The 13538-nt window shown below is 41.4% G+C and carries 11 protein-coding genes; 2 read left to right on the top strand and 9 right to left on the bottom strand.

The features are described from left to right. Positions 1–595: 595 nt before the first annotated feature. From KZZ04_RS05255 to KZZ04_RS05215, 9 genes are all read right to left on the bottom strand, one after another. On the bottom strand, positions 596–1477 hold the full coding sequence (locus tag KZZ04_RS05255; protein WP_010557395.1) for a LysR family transcriptional regulator: 882 nt from the start codon (positions 1475–1477) through the stop codon (positions 596–598). A gap of 328 nt (positions 1478–1805) precedes the next feature. Next, the gene (locus KZZ04_RS05250; RefSeq protein WP_058403973.1) at positions 1806–2462 is read right to left on the bottom strand and encodes a CoA transferase subunit B; all 657 of its coding nucleotides are present in this window, start codon (positions 2460–2462) and stop codon (positions 1806–1808) included. Positions 2463–2476: 14 nt separating this feature from the next. Then, positions 2477–3175 (bottom strand): CoA transferase subunit A, encoded by a 699-nt coding sequence (locus KZZ04_RS05245; protein ID WP_219422049.1) that lies wholly within the window; start codon positions 3173–3175, stop codon positions 2477–2479. Between the two features lie 246 nt (positions 3176–3421). Beyond that, entirely contained in the window at positions 3422–4321 is a 900-nt protein-coding gene (locus tag KZZ04_RS05240) for a hydroxymethylglutaryl-CoA lyase (RefSeq protein ID WP_219422048.1), read from the bottom strand. Further along, positions 4321–6312 carry an acetyl/propionyl/methylcrotonyl-CoA carboxylase subunit alpha gene (locus KZZ04_RS05235; protein ID WP_219422047.1) on the bottom strand — a complete coding sequence of 664 codons (1992 nt, stop codon included), beginning with the start codon at positions 6310–6312 and terminating at the stop codon, positions 4321–4323. The genes KZZ04_RS05240 and KZZ04_RS05235 overlap by 1 nt, the downstream gene beginning before the upstream one ends. An 8-nt stretch (positions 6313–6320) precedes the next feature. Beyond that, positions 6321–7091: an enoyl-CoA hydratase/isomerase family protein gene (locus KZZ04_RS05230; protein WP_219422046.1), complete on the bottom strand. Its 771-nt coding sequence runs from the start codon at positions 7089–7091 to the stop codon at positions 6321–6323. Positions 7092–7104: 13 nt separating this feature from the next. Further along, a complete protein-coding gene (locus KZZ04_RS05225; RefSeq protein WP_219422045.1) occupies positions 7105–8712 on the bottom strand; it encodes a carboxyl transferase domain-containing protein in 1608 nt (535 codons plus the stop codon). Positions 8713–8722: 10 nt separating this feature from the next. Next, on the bottom strand, positions 8723–9898 hold the full coding sequence (locus KZZ04_RS05220) for an isovaleryl-CoA dehydrogenase (RefSeq protein WP_058403978.1): 1176 nt from the start codon (positions 9896–9898) through the stop codon (positions 8723–8725). Positions 9899–9952: 54 nt separating this feature from the next. Further along, a complete protein-coding gene (locus KZZ04_RS05215) occupies positions 9953–10387 on the bottom strand; it encodes a MerR family DNA-binding transcriptional regulator (RefSeq protein WP_010557391.1) in 435 nt (144 codons plus the stop codon). Between the two features lie 330 nt (positions 10388–10717). Here KZZ04_RS05215 and KZZ04_RS05210 point away from each other — a divergent pair, with 330 nt between their 5' ends. Further along, positions 10718–11899, top strand: coding sequence for an acetyl-CoA C-acyltransferase (locus tag KZZ04_RS05210; RefSeq protein ID WP_058403979.1), 1182 nt, complete (start codon positions 10718–10720; stop codon positions 11897–11899). Positions 11900–11990: 91 nt separating this feature from the next. Further along, a complete protein-coding gene (locus tag KZZ04_RS05205; RefSeq protein ID WP_058403980.1) occupies positions 11991–13481 on the top strand; it encodes a CoA-acylating methylmalonate-semialdehyde dehydrogenase in 1491 nt (496 codons plus the stop codon). Positions 13482–13538: the final 57 nt, after the last annotated feature.

The raw sequence follows: 13538 nt of genomic DNA, 5'->3' as shown, positions 1-13538 counted from the left end.
AACTTGAACTGTTTTTCACACTGACAACATCTTCACACACAATAAAGATTCGGTAACTGCCAAAGGCAGATTTTAATATTATGCGGCCGTTGGGAGGGAATAAAAACAGCCCAAACTAGGTCACCACCCAACTTGAACTGTTTTTCACACTGACAACATCTTCACACACAATAAAGATTCGGTAACTGCCAAAGGCAGATTTTAATATTATGCGGCCGTTGGGAGGGAATAAAAACAGCCCAAATTAAGTCACCACCTAACTTGAACTGTTTTTCACACTGACAACATCTTCACACACAATATAAAGATTCTTTTCTACATTTATATGAGTCATAAAAACTAAATTGGTTTCAAATTTAGTCTCTTTATATAACAACTCATTCGCCATAAATGCTTTCGTTAAATAGATTTTATGTTGTTTCCTAAATTCAAACAAACGATAAAAATAAAACTGATAAGTGAAAAAATTTAAACCATAAAAAAATTAAATAAAAAAGCCAACCTATTGATAATAAGTTAGCTATTTCATTAATTTTATGTGAATTTTTTATTAATTATACGGCTGAAGAGTAATTATATTTATGCTGAAAAATGATTATTCTTGTGTTTTTCTAAAAGTATCAACTACCCATTTAGCAAACAGATCGAGAGGGTGATTGGCCACATTTGAGTCATGTTGAACCAAGTAATATTTATCTTTTGTTGTTAATGGCTGTTCAAATAACTTATACAACCATTGCTCGTCTAACCAGCTTTGGCTTATTGGTAAAGGTATTAGCGCAATTCCCATACCTTGCTGTGCAGCTCGTGCTACACCAAACATACTATCTATTTGAATAATCTGCGTAGGCGAGAAGTCATCTATGCCTACTTTTTCAGCCCACTGGTGCCAAGCCCAAGGACGCGCTTTATGGAGAATAAGCGGAACTTGGTTTAATGCTTGTAAATCGTTATTTTTCCACTGTTCAAGTAATTTTTTATTACATGCAGGGATGTATTCTAAATTAAACAATTCAGTCACTGCACCCTCCGTTGGCTTACTCGAAGAAAGCACAATAGATAAATCACTATGACGGGTAAGTTCTTTGCGTGTTTTGAGCGTATCCATTTGTAAATTTATATTTGGATGCTGAGTAGTCCACTCACTTAATTTTGGCATCAGCAATTCGCTTGCAAAAAATTCTGGTAGCGTAATTGTGATATTCGTGTTTTGTTGTAATTGACTAAACTCGTTAATGGTTCCCTCTAGCATGGTAATAATAGGGGAGATCGCATCAAAAAAGTTTTTTCCAGCCGTAGTTAGGCTTATAGAGCGAGTTTTACGATGAAATAGCTCTATACCAAGTTGTTCTTCTAATTGTTTTATTTGGTGGCTTACCGCCGACGGCGTTAAGTACAGCTCATTAGCTGCATGCTTAAAACTTAGGCTTCTTGCTGCAAAGCAAAAAGAACGAAGACCACGAATAGGAGTTTGCATGTGTTCCAGTATTTAATTGTTAGGATTGCCTGTATAGGCAAAAATCGAACCAGATGTTATTTGCCAATATTATCAATAACTTAATTTTATTGATAGAGTAACTTCACAAATTTGGTGCATCACAACGACAAAATAGTGCAATAACTCTAGCCAAATAACACAGTATCTATGCATCTACTATAGATAAAATTTTATTAAACGTGTATTAATTAACCAAAAAAATAACATCGAAGACAAAAAAAATCCCTCTTACGAGGGATTTTGGGTAACTCAGCGCCATTGGCACTGGGAATGAGGTCGGTACAGGGTGAAACTAAATAAGCTAAGCTTATAAAACCATTTCTGGTACTTCACCGTCAACAAGTAATTTACCTGCTGTTTTACTAATGATTTCATCTACAGATACACCTGGTGCACGCTCTATAAGATGGAATGCGCCGTCTTTAACTTCTAAAACGGCTAAATCTGTTACTATCTTTTTCACACAATTAACACCGGTTAGCGGTAAACTGCATGACTCTAGTAACTTAGACTCACCATGCTTGCTAGCATGAGTCATTGTCACTATTATATTTTTTGCGCCAGCGACTAGGTCCATTGCGCCACCCATGCCCTTAATGAGCTTTTTTGGGATCATCCAAGATGCAATGTTTCCATTTTGGTCTACTTCAAATGCACCTAGAACGGTTAAGTCTACATGACCACCCCGTATCATGGCAAAACTATCTGCACTATTAAATATGGCGGCACCTGTAGCTGCTGTCACGGTTTCTTTACCCGCATTAATCATATCAGCATCAAGTTCTGCTTTAGTTGGGTATTGACCCATTCCTAGCAGGCCATTTTCTGACTGTAGCATAACTTCAATATCATCAGGTACATAGTTTGCGACGAGTGTCGGAATTCCTATGCCCAAATTAACGTAGTAGCCATCTTGTAGCTCTTGCGCAACACGCATTGCAACTTGTTCACGTGATAATGCCATTTTTATGCTCCTGCTTAATCTCGTGTTGTTACACGTTCAATGCGTTTTTCAAAGTTGCCTTTGATCACGCGATTTACATAAATACCAGGGGTATGGATTTGGCTTGGTTCAAGCTCACCTGGCTCGACGATTTCTTCCACTTCTGCCACCGTAATTTTACCTGCAGTTGCAGCCATTGGGTTAAAGTTCATAGCGGTATGTCTAAATAATAGGTTTCCATAGCGGTCAGCCTTCCATGCTTTAACAATGGCAAACTCGCCAGTGATCGACTCTTCTAAAATGTAAGGGCGGCCATCAAATTCTTTTACGTCTTTGCCTTCAGCTATTGGAGTACCGTAACCGGTGGCGGTGTAAAACGCAGGAATACCCGCGCCGCCAGCTCGCATTTTTTCAGCAAGTGTGCCTTGAGGTGTTAGCTCAACATCTATTTCACCACTCAGTAATTGCTGCTCAAATAGGGCGTTTTCGCCTACATACGAGGCAATCACTTTTTTTATTTGTTTGTCTTGCAATAAAATGCCTAACCCAAAATCATCAACACCACAGTTGTTTGATACAACGGTCAACTCTTTTGTGTTCATCTTTTTAATTTGCTTTATTAACCCTTCAGGTATTCCACATAAACCAAAACCACCGGCGATAATGGTATCACCGTCTTTTAATCCTTCCATTGCAGCTTCGTAGCTTGCAACTACCTTATCAAAACCGGCCATGAGTCTCTCCTCATTGTGTGTTATTTGTTGTTAATCATCATTTCATAAGATAGCTATTTAACCTGAACTCTGGTTAAGAGATTTACTAACATATGAATTAGGGTGATATTTAAGTTTATTTTCTCTAGTCAGAGATTTTCAGTGAAAACAAGGCGAATTTACGCGACAATAGCTGGCCTATTGCAAGTAAATTCAACGCAGTTAGTGCTGAAAATAGCTGCTAGAGATAGATTTATTATCCAGAGCTCAGGTTATTTTGTGTAGTGCCACAGATACTTTGCTCACAGGTTGCTTACCAAGTGCTTTAGTTATTTCCCAGCCAGCATCACTTAACCTTTGTAAATCAATTCCGTGTTCAATGCCAAGCCCTTGAAGTAAGTAAACTACATCTTCGGTGGCAACATTTCCTGACGCACCTTTAGCATATGGGCACCCACCAAGGCCCGCAACTGCCGCGTCAACCGTTGAAATGCCTAGGCTTAATGCTGCGTAAATATTTGTAAGCGCTTGTCCGTAGGTATCATGAAAATGCACTGCAAGCTTGCTGCTATCTATATGCATCAATAGTAATTCTATAAGTTGAGTTACTTTTTTTGCTGTGCCAACACCAATGGTGTCTCCAAGGCTTACCTCGTAACAGCCCAAATCTAATAGCTTTTGTGTTACGTCAAGCACAGCCTTGGGGTCTATGTCTCCTTCGTAAGGACACCCAACTACACAGCTTACGTAACCACGAACACGAATATTGTGCTGTCTTGCAAAATTCATCACTTCACTGAAACGCGTGATACTTTCGTCAATTGAGCAGTTGATATTTTTATTACAAAACGACTCGCTTGCGGCGGTAAAAATTGCAAATTCCTTAATACCAGTACTATGGGCAGCGTGCGCACCTTTTAAATTAGGTGTTAGTGCACTTAAATTAACATTTGGTAAGTCAAGTGCGTTAATAACATCTGCTGAGTCAGCCATTTGTGGCACCCACTTAGGGGATACAAATGCACCGGCCTCTATATCTTTTAAACCAGCTTGTGCAAGTGCATTAATAAGCAAAATTTTATCTTGAGTGGTGACTATGCTCTCGTTTTGTAGGCCGTCACGCGCACCTACCTCAACAATACGAACTGAGTTAGGAAAGGCGCTCATTAGGCACCTTCCTGAACTGTTGTATCCTCAACAATTGCGAGTAGGGCACCGTGTGATACTAATTCACCTTCACCAAAACAATAGCTTTGTAAAATACCATCATGGGGTGCATTGAGTGTGTATTCCATTTTCATGGCCTCAATAATCACAACAGGATCGCCTTTAGTAATAGTACTCCCAACGCTAACTAAGTGTTTAACCACAGTACCATTGAGTGGTGCAGCTAATGGCAGTGCATCACTTTCGTGTGAACTTATATAATGCTTATTCATTAGCTCAAGTTTGGCTTGCAGCGCTTTATTCATAACAGTGATGGCATCATTGCTTTGTGATACATGCGCAATATGCTTATCACCATCAATAAATACAGTACAACCCCCATTGACCACAGTACCTTGAAGGCTAAATACCGTGTTGTTATGGGTAATGTCGTACCCTTTTGCGGTTTTAATTGCACTTAACTGTAAATCTTTAAAGGGTACTTTAATTACGCTTGGAGAATTTAATGTAAATCCGCTAAGTTGCTGCCATGGGCTCGCGTTCTTTTCCTCAGCGTGTTTGTTATTTAATGAACACAAATACGCAAATGCGCCAATTAGCTCGCTAGATTGCACAAGCGTATTATTAACAGCAACTAACGAGTCGCCTTGTTCTGCGATAAAGTGTGTACTCGGTGCGCTTTCATTAAAAGTAGGGTGCTGAGCTAAGTTATTTAAAAAACCAATGTTGGTGCTAAAACCAGCTAGGTGAAACTGCTCGAGCGCTTGGCGTAAGCGCCCTAATGCTTGTTCGCGGCTATCATCATGGACTATGAGTTTAGCAATCATCGGGTCGTAATATGGGCTAATTTCATCCCCTTGCGCAATGCCTGTATCAATACGTACAAACTCATTTTGGTTTGGAGTATGCATCGCCTCAATCGTACCTGAGCAAGGTATAAAATCATTAGCAGGATCTTCGGCATAAATTCGCGCTTCAAAACTATGACCCTGTAACTGAATATCTTCTTGGGCTAAAGGAAGGGAAAGTCCGCCAGCAATATTTATTTGCCAGTTTACTAAATCAACGCCCGTAACCATTTCAGTGACAGGGTGCTCAACTTGAAGGCGCGTATTCATTTCCATAAAGAAAAACTCATCGCCACACAATAAAAACTCAACAGTACCAGCGCCGCGGTAATTGATAGCCAGTGCACAACGCACTGCAGCTTCGCCCATTTCTTTTCGTAGTGCACTACTTAAACCCGGGGCAGGGGCTTCTTCAATTACTTTTTGATGACGACGTTGTAAAGAGCAATCTCTATCCCCTAAATAAACGCAGTTACCGTGGTTATCTGCAAATACCTGCACTTCAACGTGGCGAGGTTGGTTAACATAGCGCTCTAGTAGTACTAAGTCGTTACCAAATCCGGCAATGGCTTCACGCTGTGCACCTTCAAGAGCGCTTATAAAGTCACTTGCTTTTTCAACAACGCGCATTCCTTTACCACCGCCACCAAATGCGGCTTTAATAAGTACAGGGTAGCCAATTTTTTCAGCTTCACTTTGCAAAAAACGAGGGTCTTGATTGTCGCCATAATAACCCGGTACTAACGGTACATTGGCTGCTGCCATTATTTCTTTAGCGCGGGTTTTAGACCCCATGGCTTCAATGCTGCTAGCTAAAGGGCCAATAAACGCAATATTGTTTGCTTCGCACGCTTTAGCAAATCCACTGTTTTCTGATAAAAAGCCATAACCAGGGTGAATACAATCGGCGCCACTATTTTTAGCTACTTGCAAAATTTTATCGGTTACAAGGTACGAGTCTTTACTTGGAGCAGGGCCAATGTAGTAGGCCTCATCAGCCATTTTTACGTGTTGAGCATTTTTATCAGCGTCTGAGTAAACAGCAACAGTGGTTAACCCCATCTGCTTTGCACTTCTCATAATGCGACACGCAATTTCTCCACGATTGGCAATGAGTATTTTTTTTAATGCTTGTGTGTTCATAATTAATCCTACAGTTGCCATTGTGGTGGGCGTTTATCAAAAAAGGCACTCAAGCCTTCTTGGCCTTCTTCAGATACGCGTATGTTTGCAATCCGCTCGGCGGTAAGCTCTATAAGCTCGTCATTAATCGGTTTGTTAGCTACATCGTTAATTAAAGCTTTCGCAGCTTTAACTGCAACTGGGCCGTTATCAATGAGTGTTTGAAGCATATTGTCCAGTGCACACTCCAAGTTCCCCGTTACTTGATGAACTAATCCAAGCTGTTTAGCGGTATGCGCGTCAAACACTTCGGCAGTTAAAAAGTATCTGCGTGCAGCACGCTCACCTATGGCTTTTATTACATAAGGGCTAATAACTGCAGGAATAAGTCCAAGCTTCACTTCACTTAAGCAAAATTGTGCATCGTCTTTACTAAGGGCAATATCACAACAGGCTATTAAACCTAATGCGCCACCAAATGCAGCGCCTTGCACAGCACACACCGTAGGGTGTGGGCTTGTAGCTAATACTTGCATTAGTTTTGTAAGTTGCATTGAATCAGCAAGGTTATCAGCATAATCATTGTCAGCCATGGATTTCATCCAGGCTAAGTCAGCGCCTGCTGAGAAGTGTTTACCTTCTGTTTTTAAAACTAATGCTCTAATATCAAGCGTATTAGCATGTTCAATACATTGAATTAATTCGTGTATTACTTCGCTATTAAATGCGTTTCTTTTTTCAGGGCGGCTTAAAACAAGTACAGCCACATTAGATTTTGTTATTTGTAGTGTTACTGACATTTACTGCGCTCCGTTACATTCTAAATACGCCAAATTGAGAGTCTTGCGCTGGTGCATTTTTAGCAGCCGACAATGCAAGCCCTAGTACGTTACGTGTGTCGGCAGGATCAATAATGCCATCGTCCCACAAACGCGCACTGGCATAATAAGGGTGGCCTTGCTCTTCGTACTGGTCGATAATTGGCTTTTTAAATTCGCTAATTTGCTCATCGGTCATACTTTGGCCTTTGCGTGCTAAACCGTCTTGCTTAACTTGGGCCATAACACCAGCTGCTTGCTCGCCGCCCATTACTGAAATACGTGCATTAGGCCACATCCACATCATGGTTGGTTCAAACGCGCGGCCACACATACCGTAGTTACCCGCGCCATAAGAGCCGCCAATTAATACTGTGAATTTTGGAACGTCAGCACACGATACTGCCATAACCATTTTTGCGCCGTGCTTAGCAATACCTTCTGCTTCGTACTTTTTACCCACCATAAAACCAGTAATGTTTTGCAAAAATACCAGTGGGATATTGCGTTGTGCACACAGTTGAATAAAGTGAGCGCCTTTTTGTGCTGACTCACTAAATAAAATGCCATTATTAGCGACTATGCCAACAGGGTTGCCGTAAATGCTAGCAAAGCCCGTTACGAGTGTTTCGCCAAAGTAGCGTTTAAATTCATCAAACGATGAATCATCAACCGTTCGGGCAATGACTTCGCGTACGTCAAATGGTTTTTTAAGATCGGTACCCACAATGCCGTACAGTTCATTTATATCGTACCGAGGCGCTTTTATATCTTTTAATAACGGCGCAGTAGGGCGTGTATAGTTAATACGCTCAATACATTGGCGTGCAATAGACAGCGCATGCTCGTCGTTTTCGGCAAAGTGATCAGCTACCCCTGATGTTTTACAGTGAACGTCTGCACCACCAAGTTCTTCAGCCGTTACTTCTTCACCTGTTGCCGCTTTAACAAGCGGGGGACCTGCTAAAAATATCGTGCCTTGCTCTTTAACAATAATGCTTTCATCTGCCATAGCAGGTACGTACGCACCACCTGCGGTACATAATCCCATTACAACAGCAATTTGTGGAATGCCTTTGCCTGACATACGCGCTTGGTTGTAAAAAATACGCCCAAAATGTAACTTATCAGGAAATACATCATCTTGTTCAGGCAGGTTTGCACCACCAGAGTCTACAAGATAAATACATGGCAAATGGCATCGCTCTGCAATATCTTGCGCTCGTAAATGCTTTTTAACTGTAAGCGGAAAGTAGGTGCCGCCTTTAACCGTCGCATCGTTTGCAATGATCATGCATTCAATACCTTTTACACGGCCAATACCAGCTACGACACCTGCACACGGGATAGCTTGCTCATATACGCCAAATGCCGCAAATTGAGAAACTTCTAAAAATGGTGAACCTTCGTCAATTAATGTACTTATACGGTCTCGTACAAATAATTTACCGCGGCCTTCGTGGCGCTCTTTTAAAGCAGCGCCACCACCTAAACTAATTGTTGCTACTTTATCGCGTAAATCATCCACCAGCATCGACATGTTTTTATGATTTTGCACAAAAGTAGGATCGTGTGGATTTACGCTCGATTTTAAAATCGTCATAATCTAATCCTTAGCGGCTTTCAGTGAATAGTTCGCGGCCAATTAGCATGCGGCGAATTTCAGACGTGCCGGCGCCAATTTCATATAATTTAGCGTCACGTAGTAATCGGCCCGTTGCGTATTCGTTTATGTATCCGTTACCACCAAGAATTTGAATCGCATCAAGCGCCATTTTGGTTGCAAGCTCAGCAGCGTATAAAATGGCACCCGCGGCATCTTTACGCGTTGTTTCGCCGCGGTCACAGGCTTTAGCTACCGTGTAAACGTATGAACGGGCAGCGTTCATTTGTGTGTACATGTCGGCAACTTTGCCTTGAATAAGCTGAAATTGCCCAATAGGGGTGTCAAACTGTTTACGCTCATGAATGTAAGGCACTACAATATCCATACACGCTTGCATGATGCCAAGCGGGCCCGCGGCAAGTACAACACGCTCGTAATCTAGACCGCTCATAAGTACTTTTACGCCTTCGTTGAGGTTCCCTAAAATATTTTCTTCTGGTACTTCGCAGTTTTCAAATACTAACTCACAGGTGTTTGAACCACGCATCCCCAATTTGTCGAGCTTTTGCGCTGTAGAAAAACCAGGGAATGTTTTTTCCACAATAAATGCTGTTATGCCTTTAGCGCCGGCGTTTAAATCAGTTTTAGCGTAAATAACCAGAGTGTCTGCATCCGGGCCATTAGTGATCCACATTTTGTTACCGTTTAAAATGTACTTATCGCCTTTTTTCTCAGCTTTAAGTTTCATCGATACCACGTCCGAACCCGCATTTGGCTCGCTCATTGCTAGTGCACCAATATGTTCGCCGCTAATAAGCTTTGGTAGGTACTTTTCTTTTTGAGCTTGGTTACCGTTACGGTTAATTTGATTTACACACAGGTTTGAGTGTGCGCCATAACTTAAGCCAATAGACGCACTTGCACGGCTAATTTCTTCCATTGCAATTACGTGCTCTAAGTAGCCTAAACCAGCACCACCAAACTCTTCAGGCACAGTCATACCTAATACGCCCATTTCGCCCATTTGCGGCCACAGTTGATTTGGAAATGTGTTGTCAATATCGGTCTGTTCAGCAAGCGGCGCAATTTCTTGGCTTGAAAAACTATTTACATGGTCGCGTATCATATCGGCGGTTTCGCCAAGACCAAAGTTCATCTCTTTATAAAGTGAAATAGTGCTCATGATTCATTCCTGTGTGAGTGTGTGTTATCAGTGTGTTTTTGTTTTTAAAATAAACTACTCGTCTATTTTATTAAGTGTGTCTCTGCAGCGTCTTTCCGCGGTAACGAGTTCCATTAAAACAACTTTAATGTCGTCCATTTGTTGCGAAAGGTCGGCCTTTTTCTCTGAAATCAGATCAAGCATTGTGACTAGCTGTTTAGCGCTTGATTTATCAGCGTCATACAATTCAAACAAACGGCCTGTTTCGGCAAGCGTAAAACCTAAACGTTTACCACGTAATATAAGCTTTAGGCGTACTTTGTCGCGCTTAGAATAAATACGGGTTTGGCCATTACGATCGGGTGATAAAAGCCCTTGGTCTTCGTAAAAGCGTATAGAGCGCGTTGTAATGTCAAACTCTTTAGCTAAATCGCTAATGCTAAAAGTTTGTTCATTACTGGTTGGTATAGTGGCAGAACTTGCAAAGTTTGTTTGATTATCTGGTTTCATAGTTGAATTTACCTCATTCGAATAACTCCAATATAAGTGAAGTTTACGTAAAGGTAAAGTGCTGGCTGATATGAAATAAATACAAATGCGGTGGTTAACAGTAAATGCAATTTAAATATTTAAATTACATACACTTAATGTGCGTGGGAGCTGCATTAACTAAAAGTGGCAAAGAAACCTTACAGTTTAAAAAGTATAATTTTAACTGTTTTTAGTTGACGTTAGCGTAAACGTTAGTATTGTGTATGCTTATTAAATAATAATTTAAAACACAATTAATAGAGTAAATATTCTAACAACTATTTACCTTTAAATACAATGGAGTTAGCAATGTCTTTAGAATCAGTGGTAATTGTAGCTGCAAAACGCACGCCTATGGGTGGTTTTATGGGCGCGCTAAGCGATGCTCAGTCTACTGAATTAGGTGCAACGGCTATTGCAAGTGCATTAGCGCAAACCGGATTAAATAGCGACGCAATTGACGAAGTGATTATGGGCTGTGTACTTCCCGCTGGTTTAGGCCAAGCGCCAGCTCGTCAAGCCATGCTTAAAGCAGGGCTCGCACTAAGTACGGGTGCGACTACAATTAACAAAGTTTGCGGTTCAGGACTAAAAGCAGCCATGCTGGCTAACGACTTAATAAAAGCCGGCTCTATACAAACAGCTATTGCTGGTGGTATGGAAAGCATGACCAACGCCCCTTACTTTATTCCAAAAGCGCGTGGCGGTATGCGCATGGGCCACGGTGAAATTAAAGACCATATGATGAGCGATGGCCTCGAAGACGCTTACGATAACAAAGCAATGGGGTGTTTTGCACAAGACACCGCCGACGAGTATGGCATTGGCCGTGAACAAATGGATAATTTTGCGTTAAGTTCGTTAAGTAAAGCGAATGCTGCAATTGAAAACGGCAGCTTTGAAAACGAAATAGCGCCACACATATTACAAACACGAAAAGGCGATGTAACCGTATCGGTTGATGAGCAACCGGGTAATGCACGTCCTGAAAAAATCCCAAGCTTACGTGCCGCATTTAAAAAAGACGGCACAATCACTGCGGCTAACTCATCATCTATTTCAGATGGTGGTGCCGCACTCATACTCATGAGCGAATCAAAAGCCAAGGCTGAGGGCCTAACACCCCTTTGTAGAATTGTTGCTCACAGCACACATTCTCAAAAACCTAGCGAATTTACCGTAGCACCTGTAGGCGCAATGAATAGTGTGCTTGATAAAGCCGGTTGGACAACGGATGACGTTGACCTTTGGGAAATTAATGAAGCGTTTGCCATGGTAACAATGCTTGCTATTAACGAGCTTAAGCTTGACGAAAGCAAAGTGAATGTAAACGGTGGAGCGTGTGCACTTGGCCACCCAATTGGTGCCAGTGGCGCACGTATTTTAGTTACGCTTATTCATGCACTTAAAAATCGTGGCCTTAAAAAAGGGGTTGCTTCTTTATGTATTGGTGGCGGTGAAGCCGTTGCAATGGCAGTAGAAGCTTTCTAAGTACCAATCACATTAAAAATACGCAGCAACATAACAATAATAAAGCTGCGTTATTTTTAAAACTAACACACTAATATAATAGGATTTACCCATGCACCAAGTTCCACTATTAATAGATGGCGAATTTATTAAATCAACTTCCAAAGAGCTAATCGATGTTATAAACCCAGCAAACCAAGAGGTTTTAGCACAGGTTCCTTGTACCACCGATGCAGAAATGGATGCAGCCATTGCTTCAGCCTCTGAAACATTTAAAACATGGAAAGATGTTCCAATCACAGAACGCGCACGCATCATGATGAAATACGCTGCGCTTTTAAAAGAACACCATGACGAGCTAGCCACTATTATTTGTCACGAATTAGGCAAAACCTTTGAAGATGCAAAAGGCGATGTATGGCGTGGTATAGAAGTTGTAGAACAAGCTGCAAATGCGCCTTCGCTGATGATGGGCGAAACAATGGAAAACGTAGCGCGTAAAATCGATACGTATTCATACATGCAACCATTAGGTGTGTGTGCGGGTGTTACGCCATTTAACTTTCCGGCGATGATCCCACTTTGGATGTTTCCGCTGGCAATTGTGTGTGGTAACACATTTATATTAAAACCATCAGAGCAAGACCCTCTAACACCAATGCGCTTAGCTGAACTATTTATTGAAGCGGGTGCACCTAAAGGCGTACTACAAATTGTTCATGGTACAAAACCACAAGTAGACCGCTTACTAGAAGATAAAGCCGTTCGTGCTATTTCGTTTGTAGGTTCGTGTGGTGTAGGTGCGTACATTTACTCTAAAGGCACACAAAACCTTAAACGTGTACAAGCGTGTGTGGGCGCAAAAAACCATATGGTTATTATGCCTGATGCGAGTAAGTCGCATGTTGTCAATAACTTGGTTGGTGCATCTGTTGGTGCTGCAGGGCAACGTTGTATGGGAATTTCGGTTGCTGTATTTGTTGGTCAAGCGAGTGAATGGGTAGATGAAATAAAAGCAGGCTTTGAAAAAGTACGCCCAGGTTTATGGGACGACAAAGACGCTGCCTACGGACCGCAGACATCAAAAGCGGCAAAAGAGCGCATTTTATCACTTATTGAAAGCGGTAAAGAACAAGGTGCAACCTGTTTAATAGATGGCTCTCACTTTACAGTAGAAGGTTACGAGCAAGGTAACTGGGTTGGCCCAACTTTATTTACAGACGTTACAAAAGAAATGGACTTATATAAAGAAGAGATTTTTGGTCCTGTTTTAGCGTGTATGTTTGTAGACACATTAGAAGAAGCCATCGCCCTAATTAACGAAAGCCCATATGGCAATGGTACTTCACTATTTACTTCAAGCGGTGCAGTTGCACGTAAATTTCAGCACGAAATTGAAGTTGGCCAAGTGGGTATTAATGTGCCAATTCCGGTGCCACTGCCGTTTTTCTCATTTACGGGTTGGAAAGGCTCTTTTTATGGCGATACTCATACATATGGTAAGCAAGGTATTCGTTTTTACACAGAAACAAAAACCATTACCTCACGTTGGTTTGAAGACGATATCGCTTCAGGGCCTAATATGAGCATTAACTTAAAATAATTAATAATCACACACTAAAAATAATAACAAAGACGGGCGCGAAGGTTTTTCACACAC

Origin of the sequence: Pseudoalteromonas sp. CR1 (assembly GCF_019392235.1) — a bacterium.
Taxonomy (GTDB): Bacteria; Pseudomonadota; Gammaproteobacteria; order Enterobacterales; family Alteromonadaceae; genus Pseudoalteromonas.
This window is presented reverse-complemented; position numbering and strand designations above follow the sequence as displayed.